Source organism: Photobacterium atrarenae, assembly GCF_024380015.1.
GTDB lineage: Bacteria > Pseudomonadota > Gammaproteobacteria > Enterobacterales > Vibrionaceae > Photobacterium > Photobacterium atrarenae.
The window spans coordinates 1,399,166-1,415,807 of sequence record NZ_CP101509.1; the positions used below are offsets into that span (position 1 = coordinate 1,399,166).

Here is a 16,642-nt window from a genome sequence, read left to right on the forward strand (position 1 = left end):
TCGATCGATTGCCCGTCGCAGGATACAGGCTGGCAACATACTGAGATAAGGATAGCCAGTGCAGGAAGTTGGCCGCTCAAGAACCATTCCGTGGATCGTATTGCTGAGTTCGCTCGCCGTGACTGCTGTTGCCTGGCAGTTGGCGACCGCCTATGTGAAACGAGATGCGAATCAACGGTTTCAAAACGAGACCCAGGAAGTCACGGCACATATCAAAAATCGGATGGCGGTGCATGAACAGGTGCTGTTGGGCGGGGTGGCTTTGTTTGCCGCTTCGGAGCGGGTTGAGCGTCTAGAGTGGCAGAGTTATGTCAGAAAGCTGCGTCTCGGGATGCATTATCCCGGGATCCATGGGATTGGGTTTGCCGTTCCTGTCACAGCATCTGCGAAGGATGCCCATCTTCAGCAAATTCGGGAAGAAGGGCTGAGCAATTACCGGATTATTCCGGAGGGAGAGCGGGATACTTATACACCGACTGTATTTATTGAGCCGCTGGATGAGCTGAATTACCAGTATTACGGCTTTGATATGCAGATGCTTCCGGCCCAGCAGACAGCGTTGATTAAGGCCAGGGACAGTGCCACGCCGATGCTTTCGGGCAAAGTGGAGTGGACCGATCCCATCACGGAGGAGATACAGCCGGGGTTTGTTCTTTATATGCCTGTCTATGACACCGAAACACCGCCCGCGACCATTGAAGCGCGGCGACAGACGTTTATCGGTTATGTCTTTAGCCCATTTCGTGCCGGGAGTTTATTGCAGGGGCTACTGGGTCAGAATACAGGTGTTCACTTTCAGTTGTTTGACGGCAAGTCCAGTCATCCTGAGCAATTACTGTATGACGGCGGTCAGGTGTTACCAGGGGATAACCAAAGCGAATTGGCGGCCTTTCAGTCTACCACAGTGATTTATATCGCTGGTCATCCCTGGACGTTGATCTTTAGTTCAACGCCCGCCTTTGAGTCAACCATCGACTTTTCACTGTCGTGGATCATCCTGGTGGTCGGCGGTTTACTGAGTGCCTTGCTGTTTGTGATGAGCCGAATGCTCATCGGTTCGTATCTAACCACAGAGCGGCTGAACCGAGAAGTGCAGGCCAGGGAAAAAGCGGAAGGCTCTCTGCGAGATCTGAATTTACAGCTGGAAGTTCGGGTTGATGAACGCACCCGCCAGTTGAAACTCATGAATGAAGAGATTGCCCGGGAGCGGGAGCAATTGGCGCAGCGCGTGTCTGAGCGTACTGCTTCATTGCGAGCCACCAACGACAAACTGGAATTGGCCCGGGAAGAAGCGGAGCAGGCCAGTCAGGCAAAATCGGCATTTCTGGCGGCAATGAGCCATGAGATCCGCACCCCGATGAATGGTGTCATCGGGATGCTGGAAGTGCTTTCACACAGTGAACTGGACGCTCGCCGGCAGGATGAAATCAAAACGATACGAGACTCTGCCTTTTCGTTACTGAGCTTGATTGATGACATTCTGGATTTCTCGAAAATTGAAGCCGGTCGGTTGGATCTGGAACAAATACCGGTTGCGATTGAAGAGATCGTTGAAGAGGTCTGCACCGCGCTGATGCCGCTCGCGGAACGTCAGGGGGGTTCATTATACCTGTTTGTTGATCCTCGGGTGCCTTCCTGGGTAAACGCTGATCCGACCCGGCTCCGGCAGATCTTTTATAACCTGATTGGGAATGCGGTTAAATTCAGTGGTGGACGAAAAGAAGTAGCCGGCCGGGTCTGGGTTCGAGTGGAAATGGGGGAAGGTGAGCCCGAGCGGCTCATTGTCCGGGTGATTGATAATGGTATCGGCATGTCTGTCAGCGATCAGGGGCAGTTGTTCGAATCGTTCAGCCAGGCTGAATCATCCACAACGCGGCGGTTCGGCGGCACCGGTCTCGGGCTGGCGATTTGTAAGCGTCTGGTAGCCTTGATGACTGGAGACATTCAAGTCGAAAGTCGTCCGGGTCAGGGTGCCAAGTTTACGGTGACGCTGCCGGTTCAACCGGCTCTGGGGGCGCGGTTATTTTCGCCGCCTGATCTAAGCGGCATTTATGGCATTTTAGTCACCTCGCCGGAACTTCAGGTTGATGATTTAGCACTGTATCTGCACTTGGCTGGTGGCCGTGTTCAGATTGTCAGTTGTGAGGCTGAAGCGCTTCGGGTGGCCCAGGGATTAACGGACCGGGTGGTGGTGATCGCAGCCGGGGAAAAAGCGGTGATGAACGCTTTGCGGCTGCCGGAAGACGCTGAGGCTCAGCAAGAGAGCAACGATGCTCACCTCTATCATCTTGTACTGGCCGAAGGCGGGTTGCACTCCCTGCAACGGTTGGCCTCGAACCGGGTGATGATCAGCGGTCATGCGATGCGGCGGCGGGACTTCCTCAATGCAGTGGCAGTTGCCGCAGGCGTGATCTCGGCTGAAGTGAACGGCGAAACGGCTGGACGGACGTTGCCCCACCCGGCTCCAGCGCCGAGTGTCGCTCAGGCTCGTGCTGAGCAGCGATTGATTCTGGTGGCAGAAGATGACGAAATTAATCAGAAGGTGATCCTCAAGCAGCTGAATCTGCTGGGTTATGCCGCAGAGGTCGCTGTCAACGGAAAGCTGGCGCTGCAACAGTGGCAAATAGGCCAATATGCCTTGTTGTTGACGGATTTGCACATGCCTGAAATGGACGGTTATCAGCTGACTCAGGCGGTACGTGAGACTGAATCGGCTGGGACGCGAGTGCCGATCATCGCTCTGACCGCGAATGCATTGAAGGGAGAGAAAAAGCGGGCACTGGAGGCCGGCATGGATGATTTTCTGACCAAGCCGGTGCAACTGGAGACGCTTGAACGTGTGCTGGAACAATGGTTATGCCGCCCTGATGCCGAATTGAGTGAACATTCGCAGCCGGACGCAGAAATCGCTGTTTCCGATAGCGGTGACGGTGTGTTTGAACTCAGCAGACTGGAAACACTGGTAGGACAAGACCCGGTGGTCATCGGTGATTTTCTCCGCGACTACCTTTCCGTGATGAAGGCGCAGGAAAAGTTGCTGAAACAAGCTTACAGTGATGGGGAACTACGGCAACTGGCTGAAATTGCACACAAGCTGAAATCATCTTCTCGCTCGGTCGGAGCGCTGCAATTGGGGGAACTGTGTGCAGCGTTGGAGAATAACGGCATCAAAGGAGATAGCGCTGCTGTGGCATCATTGTTGCCGCACCTGGAGCGCGTGTTGGCGAGTACAGAAGCTGCCGTGAACAACTTTCTTGCCAGCGAAGCGGAAAAATTAGGAGAAGCTTATGGCCATCATGCTAATTGACGACGAGTCATTTTCTTTAAAGTTAATTGCGCACCAGTTATCGGAGCTGGTCAGCGATGCGCTGATCCTGCATGAAAATGCTGTCGATGCATTGCAAGAACTTGAGCAAGATCCGACGCGAGTGGATCTGCTGTTCTGTGACTTACGGATGCCGCAAATGGACGGTATTGAGCTTGTCCGCAACCTGGCCCGCATTGGTTTTCAAGGTGGAGTGGTGCTGATGAGTGGCCAGGAGCGCGCGATCCTGAAAGGGGCACGAGCATTTGCTCAAGCCAATCAGCTCAATGTGCTGGAGGGGCTGCAGAAACCAATCACTGCTTCCCAAATTAAAACGATTATTGCGAAGCGGCCGACGCTCAATACCGTGAGTTATGTTGACATCCCATTTGAATGCGACGCAGAAGAATTGCACCGGGCGATTCAGCAAGGGCAGCTCATCAATTACTATCAGCCGCAGGTGGATGTCAGAACTGGTGAGGTTCTGGGAGTCGAAGCCCTGGCACGTTGGCTGCATCCGGAGCACGGCCTGATAGCGCCTGAGCGGTTTGTGCCGCTGGCGGAAGAGTGCGGCCTGATTGGCGAGCTGACGGTGATTGTGCTGGCACAAGCACTGGAGCTGATGCAAAGCTGGCATGAGGATGATGTTCGACTGACGATGGCCGTGAATGTGTCGATGGAAAGCCTGACCTCACTGGCGTTTCCGGATTGGCTTCAGGAGGTCGCCGATGATTTTGGCGTTCCCTTGCCGGGTTTGGTCCTCGAAGTCACGGAGAGTCGTCTGGTGAAAGATCGCCTGGCGGCTTTAGATATTCTCACCCGCTTGCGGATCAAAGGTGTTGTGCTGTCGATTGATGACTTTGGAACCGGGCATTCCTCGTTGGCACAATTACGCGATACGCCGTTTAATGAACTGAAAATCGATAGAGGATTCGTGCATGACGCCCATGCGGACCCATCGCTGCGGGCTATTTTCGAAGCCAGTGTCAATATGGCGCGGCAGCTGGGAATACGCACGGTTGCTGAAGGGGTCGAAACAGTTGAGGACTGGACATTCCTGCGGACCACGGCTTGCGATGTTGCACAAGGGTACTATATTGCAGAGCCGATGCCACTGACAGCGTTGGTTGCCTGGATGGAGAAGTGGCAAAGTAATCGTCTGTCTCTGATGGAATCTTCACAGCCGTGAGTGTTCGTTGGGGTCATTGTGAGCGATGCTGGAAGTTTGCTTGAGCTCGTCCAGCGTCAGCCGGGCCCGGGCAGTTTTTTCCCGGGGGCGGTCCCGGCCGAAGTGAAAAATAATTTGATCGAAATCACATTGCGTCAGTGATTATTTTTCAACCACCTTTTCGTCAGCTATTCATCATTTATATGTAACCTAGTGCACTTACATTTCGATTTGACTTACATGGCAGGTCTGCGCAATAGGGAAATGATTGCCAGTCATATATCAGATGTGCTGTCGAACGCCTCCCTCTGCTTTTATCTCTGACTGACTTTGAATATGCCGGTAAATACTTTCGGCTGATTCAACCGGGTTGGTGTAGCGCGGCAACGACAAGTTGGCAGCATTGTACAGGCATGATCAACAATGCTTTGACCCTCAGAGTGAAACCAGCCCCGGAGTACAGTAAGGCGCTGGAAGGGAGTATGCGATGAACAGTTCATTGTCTCATATGACGATTGCAACACGGGTTTGGTTGATCCTCGCGCTGTTTGCTGTCGGCCTGGTGATGAATACGGTGCTCAATGCCAGCAAAACGCGCGAACATATGCGTGAAAACTATGAGCGGGGCGTCGTGACCTTGGTCGAAAGTGCTGTTGGTGTTGTCAGCTATTACCATGGTTTAAGTTTGAGCGGGGGAATGACTGAACAGGCCGCGCAACAGGCAGCTATAGAAGCGGTCTCAGCGATGCGGTTTGATCAAGGCAACTATATTTTTATCGGTGATGCGAGCGGCGTTCAGTTGGTCAGCGGTGTGCAGGCGTTGGTCGGTAAAAATACGATGGGCCTGAAAGATGCCAACGGGGTCGCGTTCGTCCGCGAACTCTATCAGCAAGGTGCCAGCGGCGGCGGGTTTGTCGATTACTTGTGGCCGAGCAGGGAAGACAAGGCGCGCTTGGAGCCCAAAACCAGCTATGCCTTCACATTCTCGCCTTGGGGGTGGCTAATTGGCAGCGGGATGAATATGGAAGCATTGCAGGCGGATATCAGGCGCTCTGAAACGATTGCGATGTTCAATGCGATGATGATCTCGGGCGGCTTGTCGGTCATCATTATTTTCTTCATCCGATCAATTACGAAGCCATTGGGGCAAACGGTCCAGGCGATGCGGGATTTGTCGCGCGGAGAAGGCGATCTGACGCAACGGCTGGCGGAAGACGGGCCAAGCGAGCTGGTCGCCCTGGCACGTTATTTCAACCAGTTTGTCGGCACTATTCAGAACATTATGCAGAACATTAGTGTTGCAGGTTCGCAAGTTTCGGCGGCGGCCAATCAAATGTCGGCTTCGACTGCAATTGTGGATGAGAGCCTGTCACAGCAACAAAATGATGTTGAGCAACTGGCTGCGGCGATGACGCAAATGTTGGCAACGGTCGAAGAAGTCGCCGGCCGGACTGTGGAGGCCAATGATTCGAGCATTGCGGCGGCAAAACGAACGGAAGAGAGCAAGGCCATCGTTCATGAGAACATCGCTGAAGCGAATTTGTTGGCTGAAAATATCAGCAGTGCGAGTACCGTGGTCGATCAGTTGGCGGCGGACAGTCGTAATGTGGATAAGGTGCTGGAGGTGATCCGCGGGATTGCGGAGCAAACCAACCTGCTGGCCCTCAATGCGGCCATTGAAGCGGCTCGGGCGGGAGAGGCAGGCCGGGGATTTGCTGTTGTTGCTGATGAGGTCAGAACCTTGTCACAGCGGACTCAGGAATCCACCGTTGAAATTCAGAACATTGTTGAAAAGCTGCAAATTGGTGCTGAGAATGCTGTTCAGGTGATGAGCCAGGGGCGCGAGAAAGCCCAGAATGCATCCCGTATCTCCGCCACGGCTGGGGAGGTGTTAATTGAGATCCATCGGGAGGTGGACGTGATCCAGGCGATGAATCAACATATAGCCACCGCGACCGAGGAGCAAAGCCTGACAGTCAATGATATCAATCGAAATGTGGTGAGTTTGAAGGATATGTCGATGTCCGTGTCTCAGGAGTCATCGCAAACAGCCTCTGCCAGTGAGGAGCTGAGCCGGGTTTCGGATAACTTGATGGGGATGATTAACCGCTTCAAAGTCGGCTAGTTTGCTTTGAACCTGCCGGAGGTGGCGCTAAAAATGGTGTCTGCGTTCAAGAATAATCCCGCCATCATGCTGAACTTCGCCTATAGTGTTAAACGTAAGATTAAAACACATTTTGAAAACAACGGCTTATTGAAGTTCAGCTGAATAGGGAGAAGACAATGCGCGTGATGTTGCATGGGTTACTGATGGTGATGTTACTCGGGGTTTGTCCGCAGGTCTGGGCAGGTTGGAAGCTGGACAATCCCCGCTCAAATGTGAATTTTTTGTCGGTCAAAAATGACGCGATCATCGAACCTCACTATTTTCGAAATATAAGCGGTTCGGTTACCCGAGAAGGGGTGGTGAAGGTCATGATTGATCTCTCCAGCATTGATAGTCAGATTTCCATTCGTGATGAGCGAATGAAAAAAGAGCTGTTTGAGGTGGAGGGCTTCCCGCTTGCGACGCTGACCGCAAAGGTGGATCCGGCACTGCTAACGTCAATGTCTCCAGGCAAAACGCAGGCCTTTGAAACAGAATTTACCCTGGATTTACATGGTAAAACCCAGACGCTGAAAGCCAGGCTCCAAGCCACAGGCCTGGAAAATGGTGGGTTGCTGGTTTCAACAACCTGGCCGGTGATCCTTAGTTCAGAGCCTTTCGGGCTAGATAAAGGCATTGAGGTGCTAAAAAATATTGCAAACCTGAACTCGATCCTGCTGAGTGTGCCGGTCAATGCACAGCTGATGTTCGTAAAATCATAGCTTCCCGTGATTGTTCATATAATTCAGTGTATTGACTCATAAAGCTGGCTGTTGCCAGCTTTATTTCTTTGCCCGGAACCATTATTCTGTATGCGCTGCTGAAGCGAGAAAGCACCTGGCGTTGATTGTGGACCAGAATGAGGTACGGTGTCAGCGTTGATGAGGTATGCCGATCTGATCCAATCAATTGCATTTATTGTGTTCAGCAGGTTGCGCATAATCACTGGACAGAAGGAACATGGATGAAGACAGTTAGCTTTCAACAAACTCAAGTTGTACCCGGAAAAATTGTTTGTATTGGCCGTAACTATGTGGCGCATGTGCATGAGCTGGGCAATGAAATCCCGGATGAGATGGTTATTTTTAATAAGCCAAACTCAGCGATCGCCGACACCTTGTCAGCGACGCACAATGGTGATGTGCTGCATTATGAAGGTGAGATTGCCTATCTTTTTCAGGGGGGCCGTTTTGTTGCCGCTGCATTTGGCCTCGACTTGACCAAGCGTGATGTGCAGAGCGCGCTCAAAGCCAAATCATTACCCTGGGAACGCAGTAAAGCCTTCAATGGTGCAGCGGTGTTTAGTGAATTCGTTCCGCTCCCGGAGGACGGGGCGCTGTTGGGGCTGACGCTGGATATCGATGGTAAGCGGGTCCAGCAGGGAGATACTTCTTTGATGATGTACAAGCCGGAGCAGATTCTGGCTGAAATCCAAAGCTTCATGCAACTCAATGATGGCGATGTGGTCATGACTGGGACGCCGGCCGGCGTAGGCCAAGTACGCGAGGGTGCCCTGTTCAACGGAGCACTGGTGGCCGACGGACAACCCCTGCTCAGCCATCAGTGGGAAGCACAGCCTTAATGGGTATGACGGGTGTCCCTTCGCTTGAATCTGAGTGGCATTTCAGCGATCCTGAAGCGGTTGTGAGGAGAGCACCATGTTTCAAAAAGAGCATCTCATCAAGCTGACAAATGTTAAAATGCCGTTTGGGAAATACAGCGGCCGGGTTCTGATAGATCTCCCGGAGGAGTACCTGCTTTGGTTTCGGAAACAAGGGTTTCCGGAAGGTGAGTTAGGCACGCTGATGGCCCTGGCTCTGGAGTTCAAGATTGAAGGGCTTGAGTCGGTCATCCGACCGTTAAAACAGGATGATTAATCCGTGACGAGAAGTGTGTGAAGATGAGACGGGGGAAGCCATGGGCTTCCCCGTTTTGTGAGCGCTCAATCGCATTTATTTGCTCAGGTAGGCATAACCGGTGGTAAAGGCAGCTTCCTGGAACTGGCGCAGGCCGGTGGCACGGAAATCGATGGACAGCGGATTGCGTTTTAATTTTTGCTTGATTTCGCTGCTGGTGATGAAATCCACCTCGATGCCGTCAATGAGCTGAATGGCAGCTTCCAGTTTAAAGCCAACCGCACTGCCGGCAAATTTACCCCGAGTTTCACGCGTACGGATCACAACACGATCGACCTGATAGTCTTGCAGCAGCTTTTTGAAAGCGAATTGGAAATCTTTCATCTGCACGTTGTCGAGCGAATCTTGCATCACGAACTTTTGTGTTCGGCAATCCGGCAGATCAAACATGCCATTCGATTGCGACAGTAGACAAATAACAGCTTCGTTGCTTCTCAGCTCCACAGCACAAATTTTCATATCAACACCTAAATATTTTGTCAGCGGCTCATTGTAGGCGATACGCGAGCCGGTGTCAGTCTTTACTTCAGGGCTGGCGGGTCGAGTGTTGTGGGTTTGCGCTATCTGTTGGAGTGTGGCAACTGAACAGGTCATACTGTGTTGTTTTTCAAGGATAGTTCTACAGTTATACTGAGAAGGAAAAAAACGCTCGAGGGAGAACACATATGCATCTGAAATTACCACCACCGTTACTGATGCTGATTGCTTTGGGGGGCATGTATGGGCTGTCTGAATACTGGCCGCTGTGGCGGTTTTCATTTTGGGGCCAGTCTGCCGTGGTTTTTTTGTTTTGCTTTATCGGTACACTGATTGGGTTGGCCGGTGTCGTTTCGTTTGCGAAAGTCCGGACAACGGTGGATCCACATCGACCGCGAAAAACCTCGGCGCTGGTGACCTCCGGGATCTATCGTTTTTCACGTAACCCCATGTACTTGGGACTGGTGCTGCTGTTGTTCGCCGCTTTTTTCTATTTCTCGGCACTCTCGGGCCTCATCATGATTCCTCTGTTCATTCTCTATATGAATAACTTTCAGATTCAACCCGAGGAAGGGGTGCTTGAAACCCTGTTCGGGGATGAATACCGTCGCTATTGTCAGAAAGTGCGGCGGTGGTGCTGATTTTTTGCTTCGGGTGCATCAGCATGAGAGTGTTGTTTGAGCGCAGCCCTGCAAGTTCATTATGGGCTGCGTTTAACATTCAATTGTGGAGAGTCGAGCACCGGGAGTAATTGCCGTCATTCGGCGGATCTGATCCAGCCGGATGGAAATGCGCTCTGATGGTGATACGTTAAGGAGTAACCATTCAGATTTATCCGGTGTGACTTGCGTGTCGATACATTGCCCTTCAAGGGTACGTGAGTCCTTTAATAGCAGGCTGACTCGGTAATGGTACAGGCAGGCCAACTCAAAATAATCGTATAGGCTGCAATCAATCGGTTGGTAAGTATCCGCCATTATTTTATCTTCCCGTAAGCAGGACTTGTCTAATCATCGCTTATTTTACTTGTTTCAGCCAGCTTTAGCTGGCTAGAGCGCGGGGCTGTAAATACTGCTGCCAGGCTGTTTGGTACAGCTGCTGGGAGGATTGACGAAGCCGAGCAATCTTCGCCTGCTCCAGTGGTGACAGGGCGCGGTTTTCTTCGAGTCCTCGGCGTTCTATCTGTTGGATGTGCTCATATAATTGGTGCTCGGGGCCGCTTTTGACTTCTGCAATCGCGGCAAGGTGGAATTGCACCTCGGCAACCAGCTGACTCTGGGGAAGACGAACCAGAACATTGAGGTCACGATACCCGGAAGGCGCCGGGGTCTTAAACCGGTTCTTTACCGAAACGATGGTCAGTTCCTGGCTAAGCTGCTCAAAGGCCTGTACCAAAGTTGGGATATCGTCAGCGATCAATGATCCCCGGGCTAAGTCCGTGATCCGACGACAGTCGCCTTGTAAATCTGTTGCGATTTTTTCTTTGGCACGGTGGGCTGACTTGATGTTCGCGATCAGCGGCTTGGTTGCGGTTGCTGCGCCGATGCGTTTCAAGACCCCGTCCAGCTCTTGTTGCGCCCCTCGTGCAGCCTGATAGAGGGGCGAAAAGGTTGGATAGGGTTGGCGGATCTCGGCAGCCTTCCAGCTGTCGATACTGTACAGACCGCTCAGGTTTTGCTGGAAAACCTGCTTATTGAAAAAGCTCCGATCAGAAGCCGTTTCCAGATCCGGCTCGGTAAAGCGCTGCTGCGCTGCGATCAGGGTATTGGGGCTGAGCAAACAAAACAGAAAAAAACCAGTACGAAACAGGGTTCTAGCATCCATTAAAGCAACTCCATTATGCTGAGTTTCAGCAGGGTACGTAAAAAGAGAGTTTGAAACCTCGCGGATTCAAAATGTGCCGTACCAAATTGTTTGGATGTGTATGGTTCGCTAGTTAATTTTGTTTACTCGATGTGGGTTGAGCATAGCAAGTGAAACTGAACAGAAGATGAATCATGGTCGGTATAAGGTAGGTATTGGTGCCAGGCATGCTGATACATGGTTTGTGCCTGGCGGCGTAGCGCCGTCAGTGGCTGTTGTTTTGTTGGTTGACTGGCAGCCTGCGGGGGGAGAGTGCTACACTGGCGCCGTTAGGGTTTTGAGGTGTGGATAGAATGGTACAGCAAGAATTATTGGTCACATTTGCGTTGATATGGCTCGGGTTGTCGGTGGGGAGCTTTATGCTGTTTCAACGCGGGGAAGATGCGGCGCGTAAGCGTCGGTTGTGGCCTGCTTATACAATTTTCAGCAACACTGTGATTGGCGCTATGCTGATTTATATGCAGCCGCCGACGCTGATGCTGCTGGGGTTGCTGGCATTTATGGTGCCGTTAACCTGGCTGACAATTCGTGCGACAAAATTCTGCAGTCGTTGTGCCCGGGCGACCCGAACGCCTTTCTTTTTGAAACCGGCGACAAAATGTTCTCATTGCCAGAAGTCATTCAATGACTGAGTCGTCAGCTCAAAGGGGGCGGTCGTATTGGGCGAGAGCGGCGCATATTAGTCTCACCGACTTGAGCTGATCGCATTAAGGCCGTTATTCGTGCTTTTGCGCCAGGGCCTGACCGGTAAAGTGAATGCCTTGCCAGCCATATTTCATGAAATTTCGAATATTCAAATGATCTTGGCCGTCTGGGTTCTGTAGAACATCCTGGCGGTAGAACTGGCCGAAACAGGCTAAGGTTTCGGCTTCGGATAATTGGTGCTGCTGCGCAAAGGCAAAAATACGACAGGAGCCTTCGTTGCTGCCGGCATGGTTGACTAAGGTTTCCTTGCCCAGGCCATTGCTGAACGTGGTCGGGGTGTAGTGGTAGTGGGTGTTAATGGTATTGATAACATGTTCAAAGCTTACCTGCTCAGGGCAATGCTTGAGATGATTCAGTAGCACTTCCATTGCATGATCTCTCCGTTGTTCATGAGGGGTTAAGCCGGCTGCTGCAACTGCCGTTGATTGGCGTCCCGTTGATAGCGCTTACCAAGGGCGAATCCCGCCCTTGGTGTTTATCGCTTCAAAATGAGACCCATGCATCATGGCTGTCAACAGTTATCGCTGTTGTTTGCGTGCCTGCTGCTTGAGTTCATCATCCAGCTCGTCCGGATAGACGACCAGTCCGTCTTCTTCCTGGTTCGGGAAAATCACAATAGCCAGTTCATCGTCTTCCAGGCCGGCGGTCCAGCGGCTGTGCCACTTGTTGATCGAAATGGCCTCGGCCTTACAATGTTCCCATTCACCGGTTGCCCAGGCCTCAGCAAATTCTTGATTTGGCCAGACCGGCACACAGTCTTCATCTTCAGTATTTAACATGACACAGCCATGCTCATCGGTAAGGATCCAGATCTGTCGATTGGCGACCACTTCTTTCACCAGGTATTTATAGCGTTTTTCCGCATCAAATGCCTGGATTTCAGCGATCCGGGAAGCATCAAGTGAGTTGGACATGTCTTCTTTCCTGTTACTGCGATTGTAAGCGATATAGCATAGAGGAAAATTAGACTTTAGTCATTGAAAGGTGGGCCCCGGTATTGAACCGGGGCGGATTAAATTTACTTGAGGGTGTAGGGTACGCGGACCGAGAGCTGGAAGTCCGGTGCATCGGCCGTCAGGCCTGCGGTGGCGCCAATGTTGATTGTGGTGTCCCGATCCACGGCATAATTTGCACCAAAGGAGAGCGAGTCAAGCTGCAGCAGCTTGGCATCGGTTGCAGTAGATCCGTTGATTTTCGATTTAAGAATGGTTTTATGACTCAGGCCGATACTAAACGAAAATTTAGGGTTGACCGCAAAGCCCATCCCGGCACTGAAACCAATGGTGTCGCCCAAGTCAATGGTATCGACCCGGATATCCTGAGCATTTTGGCCATCTTCATCGGCTACGGTGATGTCGACTTCCACGTCATCTTTAATGTTCCAGATATAGCTGAAATTCATGAAGATGACGGCCGGGTCAATCGGCATGATCATTGAAATACCGGGTTCGATACTGGGGAAGCCGGAACCGGTTGGCAATTCTTCAAAGTCGTTGAGGTTGTTCACCGGGACATCATAGGGGGACTTCCCGGTTGTACTTTTAAACCGCAGGCTCCCAATCCAGTAAGGTGCTTCTTGCATGTTGATTTGATACTTGAAAGCCGCTTCGATATCACCCAAGTCACTGCCGTCCACGGTTCGCAACGAGGCTTGGTTGGAGCCACTATTCAGATCACGCTCGGAAATGGAGTCGGAGCGATAAACCCAGGGGATCCGAGCCTCAACTTCTAGGCGGTTGGTGATACCGTAGCGCCCGGAGACACCCAGTGTGAGTGTGGTTCGGTCGATGTCACTGGCGCGGATCAAGCCGATGATCAAAGAAGGGAGGACGGTATAGCCAACAACGGAGACCGAGTTGGATGAGTTCTGGGTATAGGACAGGGACGTATCCAGCACGAAAGAGCCCTTGGGCGTGAGGACACCGGGTTGCTCGAGGATATCGGCAACAGTCTGGACTCGTTTGGGTTTTTCATTTTTGTTGGATGCACTGGACTCTTCTGCTGCAACTGAGACAGAGAAGAAAGCAAGCAGCACGATCAGACTTTTTAACTTGAAAATACTCACAGTTCCCTCACTTACCTTACATAGGTATGCCCCAAAATATTATGGATAAAGTGGTGTAACGTTATGATTCAGAGATATAACTGAATGAAATTTTTGTCGATGGTTTCATTATGATTTTGTTGTCAGGTTCAGGTTGGCTCATTGATAAGAAAATCCTAGCTTATCTGAGAAATTCATGTTAGCTGAGAATAAAAAATAGATGTCTTGGGGTTGAGAGGGTCATAATTTTTTATGAATCAGTCATATTTTGAGAAATTGTCTTAGAAATAAAAATAATCCATTGTATCAGAGAAATTTATCATGAGTTGGGCGTTAGAATGCAAAGTCATTGATGAGGTAAATTTTATGCTCAAATAGCTCCGGATTTATTAAAAATAATACAAAAGTGCGAGTTGCCAAAACTATGATTAAGTTATCTCGCGGCACAACGCGAGTGATTATAAAAAATAACAACTCAACATATTTGGAGTAGGATCATGCGTAAATCACATATCGCACTATTGGTAGCAGTTGTTAGTTCTCCGCTTGCTCTGGCTGACGACCCATATGGTTATCATAATGACCCATATTCAAATTCTGGCAGCTCAAGCTACGGATATAATGATCATGATGACGGTGATATCACTGTTACAGACTCATTTAATAAAGATATCGACAAAAAATTAACCGTCTCTCATGAGAAAAATGTAACCGTCAAAGATAGTTACAATAGTGATGATGATACCATGAAGCTGTATAACGTAAACAATAAGAACATCTATGAGTTTACCGACAACAGCAAATGGGACTATAGCAAAAACATCAAAATTGATATTGATGAGAAATACTACATGGCAACATCCTACATGGATGGCTCAGTGACCTACAGTGATGTGACCTATGGCGGTGCATGCTGTAATCAAGGTGGCTGGGGTCATTATGGTGGTGATGATGCTCCATCTTCAGTCCAAGTTACACACAGTAACTCAATGCAAGATGCTTACACCGGTGCGTCAGGGATTAATATTGCAGGTCAAAACGCAGGGAACAACTCGCTGGTTCAACAAAGCGCGAGCACCAATGCAATGTTAACCAGTCAATAACACATAGCTGAGGGCTGTTCGTCAGCCCTCAGGAGGAAGTCATGAAATATTTAACACTGATTGCGATGGCTTTCATCTCGTGTGGGGCAATTGCAGATGAGTTGGATATTCTAGCAAACTCTGATTCTTTGGGTGAAGATGTAATGACCATGTCTCGTGGTGGTCAATACGAATTACAAATTGATAATATTCACGCAAGTTCAGATATGTATGGCGATGTTGCAGGTAATGGAGCATATAACAATATAACGGGAGATAACATTATTGCTGAGGGTACCTTTAGTGATACTTCCGGGATTGTCAATGTGGTTCAAAACACTGGTAACAATGTGTTAATTCAAAATGCGACCGTGGTTAACCTGACATTGAAGTAAATTGTTAGTCTATCTATGCTGGCATATGAAAATATGTCAGCGACCAAAAAACTTTGGGATGTAAATTGGTTTCGCAGGACATTATAACAAATACTTCTGTTGTCGTATCTCGGCTGTTCAAAACAGCTGACAGTACAATAACAATGCACGGATATTAAAAATATAATCATATAATATTTGGAGTAAGATCATGCGTAAATGTAATCTTATGCTAGTAGCAGCACTCGTGGCCTCTCCATTAGCTCTGGCTGATGGATATGATTACGGCTATGACCATGATGGTGATGTCACCATTGAAGGTAGTGGAAACCTCTCGGTGTATAAAAATGCTGAGTTTTCCAAAACCAAGAATATTTATAAAAGCAATGTCGGCAATACGGATGATGATAAGTTGATTTTGAAGGATGTCGGCAATTACTACAAAAATACCAAGGAAATTAACAAAGAAGTCGATGCTTCCTTTACCAAAAAATTCTCGAAGGAAGTAGAGAAATATCTGGCTGAATCCAAACTTTATGGTGACGTGATGGACGCGAGTGTTACCTATGGTGGTGCATGTTGCAAAGGCAACCCAAGTACAGTTGTGGTTGATCATGAGAACAGCATGTACCGTGCGTTTGGTGACTCGTCCGGCATCAGCATGGCAGGCCAGAACGTAGGTAACAACTCGATGGTACAACAAACAACCAGCACAAACGCGGCGTTGGTTGGCTCAGGTGGGGGCGTAGTCAGTCCGGATACCGGCAACTACTAACCAGGGTTAAGGGCCGTTTACGGCCCTTTATTCCAGTAGGTGAACCATAGAATGCAACAATGGTTTTCTTGGAGCTCTAGGAACACCAGAAACTTCGGTATCGATTATGAAAAGAGCAGTTATATTGACATTGGGCCTGTTTGCAAGCAGCAGTCTTTATGCGCTTGATTATTTTCCGAGCCGGGGAGCGTATAATGTTCATGTAAAAAGTTATCAGGAAAAACTATTTGGTGATGTTTATCGCCAGCAATATGATTTTAGCTGCGGCTCTGCGGCGGTAGCTTCCCTGGTGACGTATCACTATGGACGGACAACCCAGGAAGAGGCAGTATTCGAATTCATGTTCAAGAATGGTAATAAAGAGAAAATTGAAAAGCAGGGCTTTTCAATGTTGGATATGAAGAACTATTTAGTATCGATTGGTCTGGATGCGAATGGATATAATCTACCACTAGATAAATTTAGTGAGTTAAAAATTCCGGCAATTACAATTGTGAACTTTGATGGTTATATGCACTTTGTCGTGATTAAAGGTATGAATAGCCGTCAGGTGATTCTGGGAGATCCGTCACGTGGTACTATGGTGATGCCAATCAATGATTTCAAAAAATATTATAAAGGCGCCGTGCTGCTAGTAAAAAGCCATGTGAAGCAAGGAAGAGAAAGTTTTATAACAGATGAAAACTATAATATATATACGCCGTCGCCAGCGTCAGAAGCGATAGCTAGGGATTCACTTGCAACCTTTAGTATTACACTACCGGGAGCAAACGATTATTAGAGGCTAG

Annotated in this window: 18 protein-coding genes; 12 read left to right on the forward strand and 6 right to left on the reverse strand. The window is 49.7% G+C overall.

Annotated features, from left to right (window positions below; translation table 11 throughout):
• Positions 1 to 58 precede the first annotated feature (58 nt).
• From NNL38_RS22345 to NNL38_RS22370, 6 genes are all read left to right on the forward strand, one after another.
• A complete protein-coding gene (locus NNL38_RS22345) occupies positions 59 to 3,307 on the forward strand; it encodes a CHASE domain-containing hybrid sensor histidine kinase/response regulator family protein (protein ID WP_255391066.1) in 3,249 nt (1,082 codons plus the stop codon).
• Positions 3,288 to 4,493, forward strand: coding sequence for an EAL domain-containing response regulator (locus tag NNL38_RS22350; protein WP_255391067.1), 1,206 nt, complete (start codon positions 3,288 to 3,290; stop codon positions 4,491 to 4,493). The genes NNL38_RS22345 and NNL38_RS22350 overlap by 20 nt, the downstream gene beginning before the upstream one ends.
• Positions 4,494 to 4,959: 466 nt before the next feature.
• Positions 4,960 to 6,597, forward strand: a complete 1,638-nt coding sequence (locus tag NNL38_RS22355) for a methyl-accepting chemotaxis protein (RefSeq protein WP_255391068.1) — start codon at positions 4,960 to 4,962, stop codon at positions 6,595 to 6,597.
• Positions 6,598 to 6,755: 158 nt separating this feature from the next.
• Positions 6,756 to 7,340 carry a YceI family protein gene (locus NNL38_RS22360; protein ID WP_255391069.1) on the forward strand — a complete coding sequence of 195 codons (585 nt, stop codon included), beginning with the start codon at positions 6,756 to 6,758 and terminating at the stop codon, positions 7,338 to 7,340.
• Positions 7,341 to 7,582: 242 nt separating this feature from the next.
• Entirely contained in the window at positions 7,583 to 8,200 is a 618-nt protein-coding gene (locus NNL38_RS22365) for a fumarylacetoacetate hydrolase family protein (protein WP_255391070.1), read from the forward strand.
• A 76-nt stretch (positions 8,201 to 8,276) separates the two neighbouring features.
• On the forward strand, positions 8,277 to 8,495 hold the full coding sequence (locus NNL38_RS22370) for a DUF3820 family protein (protein WP_255391071.1): 219 nt from the start codon (positions 8,277 to 8,279) through the stop codon (positions 8,493 to 8,495).
• A 75-nt stretch (positions 8,496 to 8,570) separates the two neighbouring features.
• On the opposite strand, the gene NNL38_RS22375 is transcribed toward NNL38_RS22370, so the two are convergent.
• Entirely contained in the window at positions 8,571 to 8,993 is a 423-nt protein-coding gene (locus NNL38_RS22375; protein ID WP_255392312.1) for a DUF3010 family protein, read from the reverse strand.
• Between the two features lie 206 nt (positions 8,994 to 9,199).
• Here NNL38_RS22375 and NNL38_RS22380 point away from each other — a divergent pair, with 206 nt between their 5' ends.
• Entirely contained in the window at positions 9,200 to 9,652 is a 453-nt protein-coding gene (locus NNL38_RS22380) for a methyltransferase family protein (protein ID WP_255391072.1), read from the forward strand.
• A 72-nt stretch (positions 9,653 to 9,724) separates the two neighbouring features.
• On the opposite strand, the gene NNL38_RS24815 is transcribed toward NNL38_RS22380, so the two are convergent.
• Together NNL38_RS24815 and NNL38_RS22385 are read right to left on the reverse strand one after the other, a co-directional pair.
• Positions 9,725 to 9,988 (reverse strand): Rho-binding antiterminator, encoded by a 264-nt coding sequence (locus NNL38_RS24815; RefSeq protein ID WP_369414625.1) that lies wholly within the window; start codon positions 9,986 to 9,988, stop codon positions 9,725 to 9,727.
• Between the two features lie 64 nt (positions 9,989 to 10,052).
• On the reverse strand, positions 10,053 to 10,835 hold the full coding sequence (locus NNL38_RS22385; protein WP_255391073.1) for a RelA/SpoT domain-containing protein: 783 nt from the start codon (positions 10,833 to 10,835) through the stop codon (positions 10,053 to 10,055).
• Between the two features lie 332 nt (positions 10,836 to 11,167).
• Between NNL38_RS22385 and NNL38_RS22390 the strand changes: the two genes are divergently transcribed.
• Positions 11,168 to 11,506, forward strand: coding sequence for a UbiA prenyltransferase family protein (locus NNL38_RS22390; protein ID WP_255391074.1), 339 nt, complete (start codon positions 11,168 to 11,170; stop codon positions 11,504 to 11,506).
• Positions 11,507 to 11,590: 84 nt separating this feature from the next.
• Here the strand turns inward: NNL38_RS22390 and NNL38_RS22395 are convergent, their stop codons facing one another.
• The 3 genes from NNL38_RS22395 to NNL38_RS22405 form a co-directional block, all read right to left on the reverse strand.
• Complete coding sequence (locus NNL38_RS22395) at positions 11,591 to 11,947, reverse strand: HopJ type III effector protein (protein WP_255391075.1); 357 nt, start codon at positions 11,945 to 11,947, stop codon at positions 11,591 to 11,593.
• A gap of 150 nt (positions 11,948 to 12,097) precedes the next feature.
• A complete protein-coding gene (locus NNL38_RS22400; RefSeq protein WP_255391076.1) occupies positions 12,098 to 12,493 on the reverse strand; it encodes a DUF2750 domain-containing protein in 396 nt (131 codons plus the stop codon).
• 104 nt (positions 12,494 to 12,597) lie between these two features.
• Positions 12,598 to 13,638: a transporter gene (locus tag NNL38_RS22405; RefSeq protein WP_439651428.1), complete on the reverse strand. Its 1,041-nt coding sequence runs from the start codon at positions 13,636 to 13,638 to the stop codon at positions 12,598 to 12,600.
• Positions 13,639 to 14,120: 482 nt separating this feature from the next.
• Here NNL38_RS22405 and NNL38_RS22410 point away from each other — a divergent pair, with 482 nt between their 5' ends.
• The 4 genes from NNL38_RS22410 to NNL38_RS22425 all read left to right on the forward strand — a co-directional run bounded on the left by NNL38_RS22410 (position 14,121) and on the right by NNL38_RS22425 (position 16,635).
• Positions 14,121 to 14,726: a hypothetical protein gene (locus NNL38_RS22410; protein WP_255391078.1), complete on the forward strand. Its 606-nt coding sequence runs from the start codon at positions 14,121 to 14,123 to the stop codon at positions 14,724 to 14,726.
• A 41-nt stretch (positions 14,727 to 14,767) separates the two neighbouring features.
• The gene (locus NNL38_RS22415) at positions 14,768 to 15,100 is read left to right on the forward strand and encodes a carbon storage regulator (RefSeq protein ID WP_255391079.1); all 333 of its coding nucleotides are present in this window, start codon (positions 14,768 to 14,770) and stop codon (positions 15,098 to 15,100) included.
• Between the two features lie 208 nt (positions 15,101 to 15,308).
• Entirely contained in the window at positions 15,309 to 15,854 is a 546-nt protein-coding gene (locus NNL38_RS22420) for a hypothetical protein (RefSeq protein ID WP_255391080.1), read from the forward strand.
• Between the two features lie 106 nt (positions 15,855 to 15,960).
• Positions 15,961 to 16,635: a C39 family peptidase gene (locus NNL38_RS22425; protein WP_255391081.1), complete on the forward strand. Its 675-nt coding sequence runs from the start codon at positions 15,961 to 15,963 to the stop codon at positions 16,633 to 16,635.
• The last annotated feature ends 7 nt before the right edge of the window (positions 16,636 to 16,642 follow it).